Source organism: Aquabacterium sp., assembly GCF_044226965.1.
GTDB lineage: Bacteria > Pseudomonadota > Gammaproteobacteria > Burkholderiales > Burkholderiaceae_C > Pseudaquabacterium.
The window spans coordinates 18,951-36,368 of sequence record NZ_JBGAGA010000001.1 but is presented as its reverse complement, the minus strand read 5'-3'; the positions used below and the strand labels follow the sequence as shown (position 1 = coordinate 36,368).

The window sequence follows — 17,418 nt, the reverse complement described above, 5'->3', positions numbered from 1 at the left end:
CCGGGTTTGCATTCGCTAGAAGCGAGCGCGGAACTTAGGGCTTGTTCCCCGTGGGGAAAGGCCAGGCAGCCGCAGGGCTCAGAGCGGTCTTGGCAGCCGGTGCAGCAGGCGCAGGGGCAGCGGGAGCGGCCGGAGCCTTCTTCGCTGCGGCCTTCTTCGCGGGAGCCTTCTTCGCAGCGGCCTTCTTCGCCGGTGCAGCCTTCTTCGCAGCGGCCTTCTTCGCCGGTGCAGCCTTCTTCGCAGCGGCCTTCTTCGCCGGCGCAGCCTTCTTCGCCGGTGCGGCCTTCTTCGCAGCGGCCTTCTTCGCCGGCGCAGCCTTCTTCGCCGGTGCGGCCTTCTTCGCCGGAGCAGCCTTCTTCGCCGGTGCAGCCTTCTTTGCGGCGGCCTTCTTTGCCGGCGCTGCCTTCTTGGTAGCAGGCTTCTTCGCCGCAGCCTTCTTGGCCGGGGCCTTCTTCGCAGTTGCCATAACGATCTCCTTGATCAAGTTGCAAAACACGCCCGGACCGTGCTTTGGCCGGGCAATTCATCGAGACGTTCGGTGGCCGACTCGAGTCGGCTTCACCCCACGCCCCGATGAACGGGGAAGCGCCTGTGCCCGCCGCTTCTGGTTGGCGGCGGTGTCACGAGCGCGGATCTTGATCTCTCGATGGAATCGAACGCCTGGCACCCTGCGGGAGCCGGACGATCAATCCCAACTCAGCGCGCCACCGGATTGGTACTCGATGACACGGGTCTCGAAGAAATTCCTTTCCTTCTTCAAGTCAATCATTTCGCTCATCCAGGGGAACGGGTTCTCCTCGTTCGGGAAGAGCGCTTCCAGGCCGATCTGCGTGGCACGACGGTTGGCGATGTAGCGCAGGTAACCCTTGAACATGGACGCATTGAGGCCCAGCACGCCGCGCGGCATGGTGTCCTCGGCGTAGCGGTATTCCAGCTCGACGGCCTTGAGGAACAGGGCCTTGATCTCGGCCTTGAACTGCGGCGTCCACAGCTGCGGGTTCTCGAGCTTGATCTGGTTGATCAGGTCGATGCCGAAGTTGCAGTGCATCGACTCGTCGCGCAGGATGTACTGGTACTGCTCGGCCGCGCCAGTCATCTTGTTCTGCCGGCCCAGCGCCAGGATCTGCGTGAAGCCGACGTAGAAGAACAGCCCTTCCATCAGGCACGCAAACACGATGATCGAGCGCAGCAGCGTCTGGTCGGCCTCGAGCGTGCCCGTCTTGAAGTTGGGATCCATGATCGCGTCGATGAACGGGATCAGGAATTCGTCCTTCTCGCGGATGGATGAGACCTCGTGGTAGGCGTTGAAGATCTCGCCTTCGTCCAGGCCCAGCGACTCGACGATGTACTGATAGGCGTGTGTGTGGATCGCTTCTTCGAAGGCCTGGCGCAGCAGAAACTGGCGGCACTCCGGCGCAGTGATGTGGCGGTAGGTGCCCAGCGTGATGTTGTTGGCCGCCAGCGAATCGGCGGTGACGAAGAAGCCGAGGTTGCGCTTGATGATGCGGCGTTCGTCTTCGCTCAGGCCGTTGGGGTCCTTCCAGGTCGCGATGTCACGCGACATGTTGACCTCCTGCGGCATCCAATGGTTCGCGCAGGTGGCGAGGTACTTTTCCCAGGCCCACTTGTACTTGAACGGCACCAGCTGGTTGACGTCTGTCTGGCCGTTGATGATGCGCTTCTCGGCGACATTGACACGGCGCGTGGGCCTGACCGGCGCTGCAGGCATCGCGGACGACTGCTGCTGCATTGGCACGCTAGCAATCGAAGAGGGCGTCATGGTCGCTGCACTTTGCAGCGACGGTTGGGGTGCCAAGCGCGCTTCACTCGGGGCTTGCGGCGCAGGGCTCTTCGTGGATGTCGTCGATGGGAGTCGAACGTCGTCTTCCCAGACCAGCATGTGTGTGCTTCCTATGACGTTGAATTATCGGAGTGTTGTGTTCAAACACCAAGCACTTCTTGACTTTTGCGCGACCCCGTTGTTGCCGATGTGCATCGCATCGTGATGCGCAGCCCTCGCGCATCACGATCGATCGCACAGCGCGTCAGTTCACTGACACGCCTCGCAGTCCGGGTTGTCGATCGAACAGAACTTGATGTCGCTCGCGGGTGCCTCGTCGCCCGCGGCCGCCGCGATCGGCGCTGTGCCGGCGCCGCTGCTCACGGCATTGAGTGCGCCCGCGGTGACGGTGGACTTCTCGGCGTGCGTCGCGCTCATCGTGCGCAGGTAGTAGGTGGTCTTCAGACCGCGCAGCCACGCGAGCTTGTAGATCTCGTCGAGCTTCTTGCCCGAGGCACCGGCCATGTAGATGTTGAGTGACTGCGCCTGGTCGATCCACTTCTGGCGGCGAGCGCCGGCTTCCACCAGCCATTGCGCATCGACCTCGAACGCGGTGGCGTAGAGCTGCTTCAGTTCCTCGGGCACGCGGTCGATGCGACGCAACGAGCCGTCGAAGTGTTTGAGGTCCATCACCATCACGTCGTCCCACAGGCCGAGCTTCTTCAGGTCGCGCACCAGGTACTCGTTGACGACGGTGAACTCGCCCGAGAGGTTGCTCTTGACCGAAAGGTTGCCGAAGCAGGGCTCGATCGAGGCATCGACCCCGATGATGTTGGAGATGGTCGCCGTCGGCGCGATCGCCACGCAGTTGGAGTTGCGCATGCCGTGCAGCGCGACGCGCTGGCGCAGCGCCTCCCAGTCCATCGTCGACGAGCGATCGACCTCGACATAGCCGCCGCGCGCCTGCGCCAGCAGGTCCAGCGTGTCGGGCGGCAGGATGCCCTTGTCCCACAGCGAGCCGCGGTAGCTGGAGTAGCGGCCGCGCTCTTCGGCGAGTTCGGTCGAGGCCCAGTAGGCGTGGTAGCACACCGCCTCCATCGAGCGGTCGGCGAACTCCACCGCAGCCTGCGAGGCGTACGGAATGCGCAGCTGGTACAGCGCATCCTGGAAGCCCATGATGCCCAGGCCCACCGGACGATGGCGCAGATTGGAGTCGCGCGCCTTCTTCACCGCGTAGTAGTTGATGTCGATGACGTTGTCGAGCATGCGCATGGCGGTGCTCACCGTCTTCTTCAGCTTGGCGTGATCGATCTGGCCATTCACCAGATGCTGGGCCAGGTTCACCGAACCCAGGTTGCACACCGCGATCTCGGTGTCGCTGGTGTTCAGCGTGATCTCGGTGCACAGGTTCGACGAGTGCACGACGCCGATGTGCTGCTGCGGCGAGCGCACGTTGCAGGCGTCCTTGAAGGTGATCCAGGGGTGGCCGGTCTCGAACAGCATCGAGAGCATCTTGCGCCACAGGTCCCGGGCCGGCATGCGCTTGTAGAGCTTGATCTCGCCGCGGTCGACCTTGTCCTCGTAGGCGGTGTAGGCCCGCTCGAAATCGGCGCCGAACTTGTCGTGCAGGTCGGGGCAGGTGGAAGGCGAGAACAGCGTCCAGTGGCCACCTTCGACGACACGACGCATGAACAGATCCGGAATCCAGTTCGCGGTGTTCATGTCGTGCGTGCGGCGGCGATCGTCACCGGTGTTCTTGCGCAGCTCGAGGAACTCTTCGATGTCCAGGTGCCAGGACTCGAGGTAGGCGCACACCGCACCCTTGCGCTTGCCGCCCTGGTTGACCGCGACAGCCGTGTCGTTGACCACTTTCAGGAACGGCACCACGCCCTGGCTCTTGCCATTGGTGCCCTTGATGTACGAGCCCAGCGCCCGCACGCGCGTCCAGTCGTTGCCCAGGCCGCCGGCAAACTTGCTGAGCAGCGCGTTCTCCTTCAGCGCCTCGTAGATGCCGTCCAGGTCGTCGGCCACCGTCGTCAGGTAGCAGCTCGACAATTGCGACCGCAGCGAACCGGAATTGAAAAGGGTCGGCGTCGAGGACATGAAGTCGAAGCTCGACAGCACGTCGTAGAACTCGATCGCGCGCGCTTCCCGGTCGATCTCGTTGAGCGCCAGACCCATCGCCACGCGCATGAAGAAGGCCTGCGGCATCTCGATGCGCACTTCGTCGATGTGCAGGAAGTAGCGGTCGTACAACGTCTGCAGGCCGAGGTAGTCGAACTGCAGGTCGCGCTCGGCCTTCAGCGCGGCGCCCAGCCGGGCCAGGTCGAACTGCTGCAGCTTGGTGTCCAGCAGCTCGGCCTGCACGCCCTTCTTGATGAACTGCGGGAAGTATTCGGCATAGCGCTGGGCCATCTCGGCCTGCGTCACTTCCTCGCCGAGGATTTCCTTGCGGATGGTGTGCAGCAGCAGCCGCGCGGTGGCGCGCGTGTAGGCCGGATTCTTCTCGATCAGGGTGCGGGCGGACATGATGGCCGCCTTGTGCACTTCATCGATCGGCACGCCGTCGTAGAGGTTGCGGCGCGTCTCCGCCAGGATCGGCGCGGCGCTGACATCGTCGCCCAGGCCGGCGCAGGTGGACTCGATCAGCGCCTGCAGCCGGTCGAAGTCCAGCGGCACGCGCTGACCGCGGTCGGTCACATGCAGCACGGGCTCCTGCGGCTTGGCTTGCTGCTGCTGGCGCGCGCGCTCCTGCGTGCGGCGCTCGCGGTACAGCACGTAGGCGCGCGCCACTTCATGGTGGCTGCCGCGCATCAGGCCGAGCTCGACCTGGTCCTGAACGTCTTCGATGTGGAAGGTGCCGCCGCCCGGACGCGAACGCAGCAGCGCGCGCACGACCGATTCGGTCAGCGCATCCACCGTCTCGCGCACGCTGGCCGAAGCTGCGCCCTGCGTGCCATGCACCGCGAGGAAGGCCTTCATCAGCGCGACGGCGATCTTGTTCGGCTCAAAAGCCACCACCGAGCCATTGCGCCGAATGATCTGATAGCCCGCATAGGCCGTGGCCGGTGAACCGGCCACACTGGGGCCGGCCACGAAGGGCGGCGGCGCGACCGAGGCGCTGGTGCTGCTGGTGGTGGATGCGTGCATGGATTCCCCTCTTCTCTGGATGGCACAGGCGCCCGCGCGCGGGCAACGACGACGACGATGTCAGCCCCGCGGGACTGCGTGATGGTGTTTTGGGAGGACTTGGAACCCTGGCTGCCCGCAAGGGGCGGCAGAAACCGATGGTCGGCGCAGCAAGCTCATGGGTTTGGCGTCCGGGCGTGCAGCATAGCACGGAGGGCACTATAGATAGTGGTCCGCGCTGCTTCAAGCACTATCCGTAGCGTGCTTACCCCCTCTTGACGGCAGGCGCCGTCCGGGGTCTCGAATTGGGTGCCGCTAGCCTGCGAACATCGCGCGCGGCCAGCGCAGCAGGCGCCTCAGCAGTGGCCACTCGAAGCCCGCGCCGGGATCGCGCTTGCGCCCCGGTGCCACATGCTCGTGGCCTGCCACCTGCGAGATCGGGTGCCGGCGCTTCAGCGCTCGCATCAGCCGCGCGAGCGCGCGGTACTGCGCGGCCTCGAACCGCCCGCCCTCCAGGCCTTCGAGCTCGATGCCAATGGAGAAGTCGTTGCAGTTGTCGCGCCCTCGCCACTGCGACACGCCGGCATGCCAGGCGCGCCGCTCGGTGCTGACGTACTGCACCAGGGCGCCATCGCGACGGATCACGAAGTGCGCAGAGACCTGCAGCCCGCGCAAGCCGGCGTAATACGGGTGGGCGAGCGGATCGAGCCGGTTCGTGAACAGCTGCTCGATCGCCTCGCCACCGAATTCGCCGGGGGGCAGGCTGATCGAATGCAGCACGATCAGATCAACGACCACGCCCTCGGGTCGCGGCCCGTGGTTGGGCGATTCGCAGCGTCGCGCAGCCGACCACCAGCCTTGATGCCAGGCCGCTTCAGTCGACCCCATGCTCGGGCCCGCTGATGCCCAGCCGCGCCATTCGGTAGCGCATCTGTCGCAGGGACAGGCCGAGACTCGCGCCTGCGGCCGTACGGTTGAAGCGATGACGTTCGAGCACGCGCACGAGGATGTCGCGCTCGACCTGGTCCAGGTAGGCCACCAGGTCGGTCGGCAGCGGCGGCGCGCTCTGCGCCGGTGCCACTGTCGGCGCGGGAGGCGATGCATCGACCGGGGCCTCCGGCGCCCCCCACTCGCTGTCCGCGCCGCCTTCGTCGGGCAGCCCCAGGTCGTCGGCCTCGATCACGTCGCCGCTGGCCATCGTCACCGCGCGATGCAGCAGGTTTTCCAGCTCGCGCACGTTGCCCGGGAAGGCATAGGCCGCGAGCCGCTTCGCCGCTTCGGCAGACAGGCTGGGCGGCGCGCTGACGCCGGCATCCCGCGCGATGCGCTCGAGCACCGCCTCGCAGATGGCGCCGAGATCGTCCACGCGCTCGCGCAAGGGCGGCATCCGCAACTGGATCACGTTGAGACGGTAGTACAGGTCCTGGCGGAAGCGGCCTTCGTGCACCTCGGTGGCCAGGTCCTTGTGCGTGGCGCTGACGATGCGCACATTGACCGGCATCTCGCTCACGGCGCCGATCGGCCGTACCGAGCGCTCCTGGATCGCGCGCAGCAGCTTGCTCTGCATCGTCAGCGGCAGGTCGCCGATCTCGTCGAGGAACAGCGTGCCGCCGCTGGCGGCCTGGAAGAAGCCCTCGCGATCCTCCGTCGCACCGGTGAAGGCGCCCTTGCGATAGCCGAAGAACTCGGCTTCGAGCAGCTGCTCGGGAATCGCGCCGCAGTTCACCGCAATGAAGGCCTGCGCCGGCCGTCCGCTGACGCCGTGGATCGCGCGCGCGACCAGCTCCTTGCCGGTGCCGGACTCGCCCTGCACCATCACCGGCGCCATGCCGCGCGCCACGCGTTCGATCATCGCCCGCACCTGCTGCATGGCCGCGGAGTCGCCGGCCAGGCGCTGCAGCGCCGGGTGGCCCGACACGGCACGCGGCGCCTCGGGCGCTGCCGTGGCAGCCGACGGGGCGGGTGGCGCCACGCGCGCGCCTGCAGCGGGCGCCGCCGGTGCGGCGATCGGTGCTGTGCCGGAGGCAGCGGCCGTCGACGGCAGGCTCGCGGGGCGCACCGTCGGTGCGCCGGGCGCCCGTCCCAGGGCCGAGGCCACGACGCCGCGGAACTGCCGCAGGTCCACCGGCTTGGTCAGGTAGTCGAAGGCGCCGGCCTTCAAGGCTTCGACCGCGTTCTCGGCCGAGCCATAGGCGGTGATCACGATGGTCTTCTCGCTGCGGCTGGCGGCCTCGATGCGCCGCAGCAGGTCGAGGCCGCTGCCATCGGGCAGGCGCATGTCGGTGATCACGGCGCTGTAGCCGCGTTCCTGCAGGCGCTGCCAGGCCTCCTCGACCGAGCCCGCGGTCTCGACGTCGTAGCCCTCGCGCAGCAGGGTCAGCTCGTACAGCGTGCGCAGATCCGGTTCGTCATCAACGACCAGCAGGCTGGCGGTGGCGGTCTGGCTCATGGTCGTTCTGTGGCTGGCAGGTCAGGCCGCGGCCGGCGCGCCGCGCATCATCACCCGGAACACGTTGCGATGGCGCTCGCCCGGGGCCCCCGGTCGGTATTCGATGCTGGCGCGATGCCTCTCGCACAGTTCGCGACAAATGTACAGGCCCAGCCCGGTGCCGCGGCTGCGCGTCGAGAAGAAAGGTTCGAACAGATGGCGCTCGACGTCGGGCGCGATCGCGTCGCCATCGCTGGCCACCGTCAGCACCGCGCCGCTGCCCTGGGACGCGGGCACCAGTCGCACCTGCACCGCACCGGCCGTCTCGCTGCCATGGCGACGCGCGTTGTCGAGCAGGTTCACCAGCACGCGCCGGAGGTGCTCGGTGTCGAACAGCACCGGCAGCACAGCGTCCGGTCGCTGCAGGTCCAGCCGCTGCGCCGCCACGTCAGCCGCGAGCCCCGAGGTCCGGAGCCACTCGGCGCAGATGCGCGCCACCTCGGCACTGGCATCGATCACCTGCTGCTGCAGCGGACCGCCGGGCGCCACCGCCATCACGTCGTCGACGATGCGCTTCAGGCGCTCGACGTTGTCCTCGACGATGCGCGCGAGCTTCTGCTGCGTCGGCGGCAGCTGGTCCTCCAGCAGCAGCGCATTCGCCTGGGCAATGGCCGCCAGCGGGTTGCGGATCTCGTGCGCAATGCCGGCCGAGACGCGGCCCATCGCCGCCAGCTTCTCCTGCCGCACCCGAGCCTGCACGCTGCGCACGTCTTCGAGGAAGAGCACGCAGATCTCCTCGGGCGGCGTGCTCTCGGCATCGATGCCACCGCGGCGTGTGAAGCGCGCGCGGACCTGCACCGTGCGCGCGGCACCGGCCGGCTGCGGCAGCTTGAGTTCGCGCTGCCCCTCGGGCCAGTGGCCCAGGCCATAGGCCTGTTCCACCGCGGCCAGCAGGCCCTCCCAGGCGGGCTCGTCGTGCAGGTCGAAGGAGGTCGGGCCATCGTCGGGGCCGCGGCCCAGCATCTGGCGCGCGGACGGATTGGCCGCGCGCACGCGGCAACGGCGGTCCACCACCAGCACGCCATCGGCCATCTCGTCGAGCACCAGCCGGTTCAGCCGCGCCTGCTGCCGCGCCAGTTCGAGGCTGCCACGCGCGGCCCGCTCCTCGCGCGCCAGCCGCTGCGCCAGTTCACCCGACAGCAGCGTGATCACGAACGCGCCCATGCCGGCCAGCCCCGCCTGCGAGAGCAAGGCCACCGTGAAGCTGCCGGCCTGCGCCGAGCGCCACACCCCCACCAGCAGCACCAGCGCGACGAACGCCGCCGTGGCCAGCGCGGCCAGCCGCTTGGTCATCACGCCAGCCATCAGCACCGGCAGTGCCAGCAGCGCCGCGTAGTTCAACTGCGCACGCGGGTCGGCCAGGTGCAGCAGCGAGAACACGAGCAGATCGACACCGATCGTCATCACCCACTGGCGCCGCACCAGACGACGGCTCGGCGCGCTCGGCCTGTCGCGGCGCTCGCCCAGCAGCCACAGCGAAATGGCCTGGCTGGCATAGCCCAGGCAGGCCAGCAGCGTCAGCACCGACAGCGGCGCGCCCATCAGGCGCATGACCCAGGGCGTGAGCACCAGCGCGGTACCGAGCACGGCGCGCGCCAGCACGTAGGCACGGAACACGCGCTGCAGCGCCGTGCCTTCGCCCGACACGATGCGGCGCGCCTCGCGGGCGAGGAAGCGACTCTCCGAACCGCCCTCCGCATCCGCGTCGGCGGACCCGCCCTGGGCGGCGCGCTCGGGCAGCAAGGTGGTCTGCCCGGCATCGGCAAGGGCACCAAACCAGGAGTCCTCGGCGGGCTCGCGCCGCCCACGTCGCCGATCGCCGGCACGCCGGTCGCCGCGTCTGCGATCGGCCTGGCGCCGTTCCAGCGGCGGGCCAGCGCTCATGCTTTCGGGCCGAGCAACCGATGCGCGTCGCAGCAATAGACGTGGCGGCCTTCGAGCACCGCATCGGCGGCCGGCAGGTGCAGGCCGCAGTGGGCGCACTCGACCATGGCCTGCGGCGGCGCGGCACGCGGTGCCGTCGGCGGCTTGGGCCCGGCGCCGCTCGCGCGCTTGAGCACCAGCCACAGGCCGAAGACCACGACGAACAGCACCAGCAGAAACTTCGCCATTCACGCCATCCCGTTCAGCCGGCGCTGCGGCCGAGCACCACTTCGAACACGAAGCGCGAGCCTGCATAGCCCAGCAGCAGCAGCACCGTGCCGGCGTAGAGCCAGCGCGTCGCCCGCTTGCCGCGCCAGCCGCGCAACATCCGGCCGGCCAGCAGCGCGGCAAACACCGCCCACCCCAGCAGCGAGAACACGGTCTTGTGGTCCCAGCGCCAATGGGTCGTGGTGACCAGGCCCAGCACGAGCGCCAGCGTGAGCACCACGAAGCCGGCCTCGACGAAGCGGAAGGTCAGCCGCTCCAGCCGCAGCAAGGGCATGCCCAGCGGCGCTGGGGCCGGCAGCGCACGCAGGCGCATCTGGCGCTCGGCCGCGTCGAGCATCGCGGCATGCAGCACGGCCGCACCGAACAGGCCGTAGGACGCGACGCCGAGCATCCAGTGCAGCGGCGCCCATGGCGATTCGAGCGGACGCACCTCGCCCGGGAAAGCCCATGCCAGCAGCACCACCACCGCGCCGGCCACCGCCAGCACGCGCCTGACCGCGGGCAGCGGCACGAAGCGGCTCTCGATGGCATGCACCGCGATCATCAACCACACCGCCAGCGACAGCACCGGCCCGAAGCCCAGGCGCGCCCCCGGCTCCACGCGACCGGAGCCGCCGATGTCCAACGCCAGCAGCACGGCATGCAGCAAGCCCGCCAACAGCAGTGCCGGCGTCGCCCAGCGTGCGCGCGCGTCGCCGGACAACGCGGCCATTGCATAGGCCAACGCGGCCACCAGCGCCAGCACCAGCGGCGCGGTGCCCAAAGTGCTGCTGGACCCCGACGATAGAATCATCTGGACAGTGTACTTTCGCAGCCTCCGGGGTTGATGGCAGCTCCGCACCCGCTGCCATGCCGATGGCCTCCACGCTTTCAGATCGCCTGTCGCGCCTCGTCAAGACGATGCGCGGCCAGGCCCGCATCACCGAATCCAATGTGCAGGACATGCTGCGCGAAGTGCGCATGGCCCTGCTCGAGGCGGACGTCGCGCTGCCCGTGGTGCGCGACTTCATCGCGCGGGTCAAGGAGAAGGCACTCGGCCAGGAAGTCGTCGGCTCGCTGAACCCCGGCCAGGCCCTGGTGGGCATCGTGCACAAGGAACTCGCGGCGACGATGGGGGAAGGCGTCGCCGACCTGAACCTGGCGACCCAGCCACCCGCGATCATCCTGATGGCGGGCCTGCAGGGCGCGGGCAAGACCACCACGACGGCCAAGCTCGCCAAGCACCTGATCGAGCGGCGCAAGAAGAAGGTGCTGACGGTGTCGGCCGACGTCTACCGCCCGGCCGCGATCGAGCAGTTGAAGACCGTCACCCGGCAGGCCGGCGCCGAGTGGTTCCCGTCCTCGGGCGATCAGAAGCCGCACGACATCGCACTGGCCGCGCTGGACCATGCCAGGCGCCACTACTTCGACGTGCTGCTGGTCGACACCGCCGGGCGCCTGGCGATCGACGAAGCGCTGATGGCCGAGATCCGCGACCTGCATGCCACGCTGCAACCGGTGGAGACCCTGTTCGTCGTCGACGCCATGCAGGGCCAGGATGCGGTGAACACCGCGAAGGCCTTCAAGGAGGCCCTGCCGCTCACCGGCATCGTCCTCACCAAACTCGACGGTGATTCGCGCGGTGGCGCGGCGCTGTCGGTGCGGCAGATCACCGGCGCACCGATCAAGTTCGCCGGCGTCTCCGAGAAGATCGACGGCCTCGAGGTCTTCGATGCCGACCGGCATGCCGGTCGCGTGCTGGGCATGGGCGACATCGTCGCGCTGGTCGAGCAGGTCACGCAGAACGTCGACATTGCCGAGGCGCAGAAGCTGGCCGAGAAGGTCAAGTCCGGCGACGCCTTTGACCTCGACGACTTCCTCGGCCAGATCGGGCAGATGAAGAAGGTGGGTGGCCTGTCGGGCTTGATGGACAAGCTGCCCAGCCAGCTCACGGCCAAGGCCGGCAACGTCGACATGGACAAGGCCGAACGCGATGTGCGCCGGATGGAGGGCATCCTGCGCGCGATGACGGCCAAGGAACGGCGCCAGCCCAGCCTGCTGATGGACGGCAAGAGCAAGGCCAGCCGCAAGCGCCGCATTGCCGCCGGGGCCGGCGTGCAGATCCAGGAAGTCAACCGCCTGCTGAACCAGTTCGAGCAGATGCAGGGGATGATGAAGAAGATGAAGGGCGGCGGCCTGATGAAGATGATGAAGCGCATGGGCGGCATGAAGGGACTGATGCGCTGAGCCCCGCCGTCGCCCACCGCGGTGACGCATTCCGACACATTTGTCGCAGCCACCTCACCAGGCGGTGAGCAGTCCGCACTTCAGTTGACGGTGTCGGCGGCCGATCATCGAACCATGATGCCCGTCGATGCTTCCGCCGCCCTGGCACTGGCCACCGCGCTGGTGCTGATCCTGTCACTGTTCGCCGCGCGCCGCCGCCGGCCACCGCCGGCACGCGCGCAACGCCGCGACAACCCGGACACGACGCAGGCCCTCACGCCCACGCCGGTCAGGGTGCTGACCGTGGCCGAACGTCAGGCCCACACGCTGCTGCGCCAGGCCGTGCCCGGCTATCTGGTGCTGGCCCAGGTGCCGCTGAGCCGTTTCCTCAGCGTGCCGACGCGGCAATCCGACTGGCTGCAGCGTGTCAGCGGCCTGTCGGCCGACCTGCTGCTGTGCGACAGCGGCTCGCGCGTGCTGGCGGTCGTCGACGTGCGGCCGATGCGCCTGAGCGAGAACAGCCGTCGCCGCCACGAACGCATGACCTCGTTGCTGCGCAAGGCCGGCGTCAAGGTGCTCTCGTGGCAGGAGGAGTCGCTGCCCGATCTGGCGATGGTGCGCAACCAGCTGCTGCCCATCCTGACCGCTGCCGCCAGGCCGACCGCCGCACGCCAGGCCGAGGCCTCGCCGTCGCGGCCCATGCCGCTGATCCCGGTGGCCGAGATCCTGGCCGAGGGCGATGCCGAACATGAGGACGCGGCGATGGAGCCCGTGCCCTCGGCGATGTTCGACGACTTCGAGCCGGTGCCGGTGATTGCACGCTGAGCGCAGCAGCGCAGGGCTGCGCGCGCGTCAGGCCAGCAATGCCTGCGCGAACTCGCGCGCCTTGAAGGTTTCCAGGTCTTCCAGCTTTTCGCCGACGCCAATGAAGTAGACCGGCACCGGACGCTCGCGCGCGATGGCCGCCAGCACGCCGCCCTTTGCGGTGCCGTCGAGCTTGGTGACGATCAGGCCGGTGAGTTGCAGCGCATCGTCGAAGGCGCGCACCTGCATCAACGCGTTCTGGCCCGTGTTGCCGTCCACCACCAGCAGCACCTCGTGCGGCGCGCCGGCATCGGCCTTGGCGATCACGCGGCGGATCTTCTTCAACTCTTCCATCAGGTGGATCTGCGTCGGCAGGCGGCCCGCGGTGTCGGCGATGACGACATCGCGGCCCCGGGCCTTGCCGGCACTCACCGCATCGAAGCTGACGGCGGCCGGGTCCGCGCCCTCCTGGCTGACGATCTCGACCCGGTTGCGATCGGCCCACACACCCAGCTGTTCGCGCGCCGCGGCGCGGAAGGTGTCGGCCGCGGCCAGCAGCACGCTCTGGTCGGCTTCGGCCAGGTGGCGCGTCAGCTTGCCGATGCTGGTGGTCTTGCCGGCGCCGTTGACGCCCACCACCATCATCACCGTCGGCTGGTGCTCGCCGACCACCAGGGCCTTCTCCAGCGGCGTCAGCAGTTCGGTCAGGGCGTCGGCGAGCAATGCCTTCACCTGCTGCGGGTCGGTGGCCTTGTGCTCCTTCACGCGGCGCTTCAGGTCCTGCAGCAGGAATTCCGTGGCCTTCACCCCGGTGTCGGCCATCAGCAGCGCGGCTTCCAGTTCCTCGTACAGGGCGTCGTCGATGCGCGTGCCGGTGAAGACCTGCGTGATGCTGGCGCCGGTCTTGCGCAGGCCGCTGCGCAGGCGGTCGAGCCAGCCCTGTCGCACCGGCGCCGCCGCCGGTGCGACAGTGGCCGCGGCGGGAACCGGCACGGGAACGGGCGCGGGCAGCTCGGTGAGCACCGGCGTCGCGGCCGGCGGCGCAGCCTGCGGCGGCGGCGCCACCACGGGCTCGGGCGCCGACGCCGGCGCTGGCGGCTCGATCGCGGGCGCCGCGGGCGGCATGCTGTACACGGGTTCGGGGGGTGGCGCCTTTTTCTTGAAGAAGCTGAACATGGTGTGAACTGGGTGACGGCCGCCGATGTCGGGGGTCCTGCAACAACCCGCTATACTCGCGGGCTCAAGGCGCTTTAGCTCAGTCGGTTAGAGCGACGGAATCATAATCCGCAGGTCCGGGGTTCGAGTCCCTGAAGCGCCACCAGATCCCCGGCCCGAGCCTTCCACGCTCGGGCCGTTTTGTTTTCCCACAGCCCCTGGATGAACACCATGCTCCGCTGTGCTTCCAGCGCTCTGCTCGGCGCCTTGGCGATCATGCTCGCCCCGGCCGCCCAGGCCCAGCTCGCCCGCCCCTTCCCGTCGAACGCACTGCGCGGCGAACTCGTCGTCACGCAGCCGCCGGAAGTGCTGCTCAACGGCCAGCCGGCCCGGCTGTCGCCCGGCTCGCGCATCCGCGCACAGAACAACATGCTGCAGCTGTCCGGCGGCCTCGTCGGCCAGAAGCTGGTGGTGAACTACACGCTCGACCCGCTCGGCCTGGTGCACAACGTGTGGATCCTCACTGACGACGAGAAGGCGCGACAGCCCTGGCCCACCACGGCGGAACAGGCGCAGCAATGGCGCTTTGACGCCGGTGCGCAGACCTGGACCAAGCCCTGAACGCGCGGGGCAGGCCATGACGAAGAAGGTCTACATCCGCAGCTTCGGCTGCCAGATGAACGAGTACGACGCCGACAAGATGGCCGACGTGATGCGTGCGGCCGAGGGCTACGAACCCACGACGGATCCCGAAGCCGCCGACCTGATCCTGTTCAACACCTGCTCGGTGCGCGAAAAGGCGCAGGAGAAGGTCTTCTCCGACCTTGGCCGCGTCAAGCACCTGAAGGCCAAGGGCGTGCTGATCGGCGTCGGCGGCTGCGTCGCCAGCCAGGAGGGCGCGGCCATCATCGAGCGCGCGCCCTATGTCGACCTGGTGTTCGGCCCGCAGACCCTGCACCGCCTGCCCCAGCTGATCGCGCAGCGTCAGCGGCAGGGCCTGCCGCAGGTCGACATCAGCTTCCCGGAGATCGAGAAGTTCGACAATCTGCCGCCGGCCAAGGTGGAGGGCGCCTCGGCCTTCGTCTCGATCATGGAGGGCTGTTCGAAGTACTGCTCGTACTGCGTGGTGCCCTACACCCGCGGCGACGAAGTGAGCCGCCCGTTCGAGGACGTGCTGGCCGAGATCGCCGGCCTGGCCGCGCAGGGCGTCAAGGAAGTGACGCTGCTCGGCCAGAACGTCAACGCCTACCGCGGCGCCATGGGCAGCAGCGGCGAGATCGCCGACTTCGCGCTGCTGCTCGAGTACGTGCACGAGCTGCCCGGCATCGAGCGCATCCGCTACACCACCAGCCACCCGAACGAGTTCACGCAGCGGCTGATCGATGTCTACGCGCGGCTGCCCAAGCTGGTGAACCACCTGCACCTGCCGGTGCAGCATGGTTCGGACCGCATCCTGATGGCGATGAAGCGCGGCTACACCACGCTGCAGTACAAGAGCACGATCCGCAGGCTCCGGCAGATCCGACCCGACATCAGCCTGTCGACCGACTTCATCGTCGGCTTCCCCGGCGAGACCGACGACGACCATCAAAAGACGCTGCAGCTGGTGCGCGACATCGGCTACGACGCCTGCTTCAGCTTCATCTTCAGCCCGCGCCCCGGCACACCGGCCGCCAATTTGCACGACGACACGCCGCATGCGGTGAAGCTCGAGCGGCTGCAGCAACTGCAGGCCCTGCTCGAGGAAAACGTGCAGCGCATCAGTGCGGCGCGCGTTGGCACCGTGCAACGCATCCTCGTCGAAGGCCCGAGCCGCCGGAACGCGGCCGAGCTGATGGGCCGCACCGAATGCAACCGCATCGTCAACTTCGATGGCGGGCCGCAATCGTCCCGCCTGGTGGGTCAGATGATCGACGTGCGCATCACGGCCGCACTGCCGCACTCCCTGCGTGCCGAAGTTCTGCTGCGGGAACCCCTGCCAGCCTGAGCCTCCCGGCTCAGCGCACGCCCTGCCACCACAGCACCGCCGCGGCCGCCAGCACCATCACGCCGTAGGTGGCCATGCGGCCGTCGTGGCCCAGCAGCACGAGCCCGCCGACGATGACGACGGAGCCCGCCAAGCTGACCCACGCGGCCAGACGGCGCCAGGGCACGGCCCGCAAGTCCTGGCGCCACAGCAGCTTGGCCAACGCGGAACTGATCAGCCCCAGGCCCACCGCCGGCGCGATCAGGTTCAACACATGCCAGACGGCGTCGAGGGCACCCATCGAATCGGCGGAGACGGAAGCGTGGCGGAACCCGACGAATCGATCGGGCTTGAGCTTCATCAAGCGCGCGCCATCATCCGGTGGTCACTGAAAAAAGAGCGAAATTCTATAATCGCGCCATGTCGGTGTTCACCCTCGGCCTGAACCACACGACCGCGCCGGTGGACCTGCGGGGCCGTTTTGCGTTCGCGCCCGAGCAGCTGTCGCCCGCGCTGAAGGGTTTTCGCGAGCGCCTGCTCCGGGCCTTGCCGGAGGCGGCGTTGCTGTCCACCTGCAACCGCACCGAGCTCTACGTGGCCGCCGCCCCCGGCACGGCGCGCGAGCTGGTTCACCCGGCCATCGACTGGCTGGCCGCACAAGGCGGTGTCAGCGGCGAGCAGCTGCGCTCGCACACCTACGTGCTCGAACAGCGTGACGCGGCGCGGCACGCCTTCCGGGTCGCCTCGGGCCTGGATTCGATGGTGCTGGGCGAGCCGCAGATCCTGGGCCAGATGAAGCAGGCGGTGCGCGAAGCGGACGCTGCCGGCACGCTGGGCACCACGCTGCACCAGCTGTTCCAGCGATCTTTCTCGGTGGCCAAGGACGTACGCAGCTCCACCGAGATCGGTGCGCATTCCATCAGCATGGCCGCCGCCGCAGTCCGGCTGGCCTCGCAGCTGTTCGAAGACCTGGCGCAGATCCAGGTGCTGTTCGTCGGTGCCGGCGAGATGATCGAATTGGTGGCCACGCATTTCTCGGCGCGCGCGCCGAAGACCATGGCGATCGCGAATCGCACGCTCGAACGCGGCGAGAAGCTGGCCGGCCGCTTCGGCGCACAGGCGCTGCGCCTGGCCGACCTGCCGCAGCGCCTGCATGAGTTCGACGCCGTCATCTCCTGCACCGCCAGCACGCTGCCGATCATCGGCCTGGGCGCGGTGAAAAGCGCGCTGAAGGCACGGCGCCGCCGGCCGATGTTCATGGTCGACCTGGCCGTGCCGCGCGACATCGAGCCCGAGGTCGCCTCGTTGTCGGACGTCTACCTCTACACCGTCGACGACCTGTCGGCCCTGGTGCAATCGGCCGGCGAGAAGCGCCAGGCCGCGGTGGCCCAGGCCGAGGCCATCATCGACGCCGGCGTGCAGAGCTTCAGCCACTGGCTGGACCAGCGCGCCAGCGTGCCGCTGATCCAGGCGCTCAATGCCCAGGCCGACCAGTGGCGCGGCGCCGAGATCCACCGCGCGCGCAAGCTGCTGGCCAAGGGCGCGGACATCGACAGCGTGCTCGAAGCCCTGTCGCGCGGGCTGACGCAGAAGCTGCTGCACGGCGCGCTCGCCGAGCTTCACGGCAGCGCCGACGGCGAGCAGCGCGCCCAGACCGCCGAGACCATCTCGCGGCTCTTCCTGCGCCAGGCGCCGCGCAACCCGGGCAACAACCACCGCTAGCGGCGTGCCGGCCGGCGC

Annotated in this window: 15 protein-coding genes and 1 tRNA gene; 6 read left to right on the top strand and 10 right to left on the bottom strand. The window is 68.5% G+C overall.

The genetic code is table 11. The annotated features are described in order from the left end of the window. Positions 1-34 precede the first annotated feature (34 nt). The 8 genes from ACILR4_RS00185 to ACILR4_RS00150 all read right to left on the bottom strand — a co-directional run bounded on the left by ACILR4_RS00185 (position 35) and on the right by ACILR4_RS00150 (position 10,341). The gene (locus ACILR4_RS00185) at positions 35-466 is read right to left on the bottom strand and encodes a histone (RefSeq protein ID WP_395698940.1); all 432 of its coding nucleotides are present in this window, start codon (positions 464-466) and stop codon (positions 35-37) included. Between the two features lie 219 nt (positions 467-685). Beyond that, the gene (locus ACILR4_RS00180; protein ID WP_395698782.1) at positions 686-1,900 is read right to left on the bottom strand and encodes a ribonucleotide-diphosphate reductase subunit beta; all 1,215 of its coding nucleotides are present in this window, start codon (positions 1,898-1,900) and stop codon (positions 686-688) included. A 150-nt stretch (positions 1,901-2,050) separates the two neighbouring features. Next, on the bottom strand, positions 2,051-4,951 hold the full coding sequence (locus ACILR4_RS00175) for a ribonucleoside-diphosphate reductase subunit alpha (protein WP_395698939.1): 2,901 nt from the start codon (positions 4,949-4,951) through the stop codon (positions 2,051-2,053). Between the two features lie 273 nt (positions 4,952-5,224). Continuing rightward, positions 5,225-5,797 (bottom strand): 1,6-anhydro-N-acetylmuramyl-L-alanine amidase AmpD, encoded by a 573-nt coding sequence (ampD, locus tag ACILR4_RS00170; RefSeq protein ID WP_395698781.1) that lies wholly within the window; start codon positions 5,795-5,797, stop codon positions 5,225-5,227. Continuing rightward, positions 5,784-7,358: a sigma-54-dependent transcriptional regulator gene (locus ACILR4_RS00165; protein WP_395698780.1), complete on the bottom strand. Its 1,575-nt coding sequence runs from the start codon at positions 7,356-7,358 to the stop codon at positions 5,784-5,786. Before ACILR4_RS00165 ends, ampD begins: the two co-directional genes overlap by 14 nt. Positions 7,359-7,379: 21 nt before the next feature. After that, complete coding sequence (locus ACILR4_RS00160) at positions 7,380-9,281, bottom strand: sensor histidine kinase (protein ID WP_395698779.1); 1,902 nt, start codon at positions 9,279-9,281, stop codon at positions 7,380-7,382. Further along, positions 9,278-9,508: a PP0621 family protein gene (locus ACILR4_RS00155; RefSeq protein ID WP_395698778.1), complete on the bottom strand. Its 231-nt coding sequence runs from the start codon at positions 9,506-9,508 to the stop codon at positions 9,278-9,280. The genes ACILR4_RS00160 and ACILR4_RS00155 overlap by 4 nt, the downstream gene beginning before the upstream one ends. Positions 9,509-9,522: 14 nt before the next feature. Further along, positions 9,523-10,341 (bottom strand): inner membrane protein YpjD, encoded by an 819-nt coding sequence (locus ACILR4_RS00150; protein ID WP_395698777.1) that lies wholly within the window; start codon positions 10,339-10,341, stop codon positions 9,523-9,525. Between the two features lie 62 nt (positions 10,342-10,403). On the opposite strand from ACILR4_RS00150, the gene ffh reads away from it, so the two are divergent. Continuing rightward, positions 10,404-11,774, top strand: a complete 1,371-nt coding sequence (ffh, locus tag ACILR4_RS00145) for a signal recognition particle protein (RefSeq protein WP_395698776.1) — start codon at positions 10,404-10,406, stop codon at positions 11,772-11,774. A gap of 114 nt (positions 11,775-11,888) precedes the next feature. Then, a complete protein-coding gene (locus ACILR4_RS00140) occupies positions 11,889-12,578 on the top strand; it encodes a DUF2726 domain-containing protein (RefSeq protein WP_395698775.1) in 690 nt (229 codons plus the stop codon). A 27-nt stretch (positions 12,579-12,605) separates the two neighbouring features. Here the strand turns inward: ACILR4_RS00140 and ftsY are convergent, their stop codons facing one another. Continuing rightward, positions 12,606-13,733, bottom strand: a complete 1,128-nt coding sequence (ftsY, locus tag ACILR4_RS00135; RefSeq protein WP_395698774.1) for a signal recognition particle-docking protein FtsY — start codon at positions 13,731-13,733, stop codon at positions 12,606-12,608. Between the two features lie 68 nt (positions 13,734-13,801). Here ftsY and ACILR4_RS00130 point away from each other — a divergent pair. The 3 genes from ACILR4_RS00130 (at position 13,802) to miaB (ending at position 15,699) form a co-directional block, all read left to right on the top strand. Further along, positions 13,802-13,878 (top strand) — tRNA-Met (locus ACILR4_RS00130). Between the two features lie 56 nt (positions 13,879-13,934). Then, positions 13,935-14,333, top strand: coding sequence for a hypothetical protein (locus tag ACILR4_RS00125; protein ID WP_395698773.1), 399 nt, complete (start codon positions 13,935-13,937; stop codon positions 14,331-14,333). A gap of 16 nt (positions 14,334-14,349) precedes the next feature. Continuing rightward, on the top strand, positions 14,350-15,699 hold the full coding sequence (miaB, locus tag ACILR4_RS00120) for a tRNA (N6-isopentenyl adenosine(37)-C2)-methylthiotransferase MiaB (protein WP_395698772.1): 1,350 nt from the start codon (positions 14,350-14,352) through the stop codon (positions 15,697-15,699). Between the two features lie 10 nt (positions 15,700-15,709). Here the strand turns inward: miaB and ACILR4_RS00115 are convergent, their stop codons facing one another. Further along, on the bottom strand, positions 15,710-15,979 hold the full coding sequence (locus ACILR4_RS00115; protein ID WP_395698771.1) for a hypothetical protein: 270 nt from the start codon (positions 15,977-15,979) through the stop codon (positions 15,710-15,712). Positions 15,980-16,098: 119 nt separating this feature from the next. On the opposite strand from ACILR4_RS00115, the gene hemA reads away from it, so the two are divergent. Next, a complete protein-coding gene (gene hemA / locus ACILR4_RS00110; protein ID WP_395698770.1) occupies positions 16,099-17,400 on the top strand; it encodes a glutamyl-tRNA reductase in 1,302 nt (433 codons plus the stop codon). The last annotated feature ends 18 nt before the right edge of the window (positions 17,401-17,418 follow it).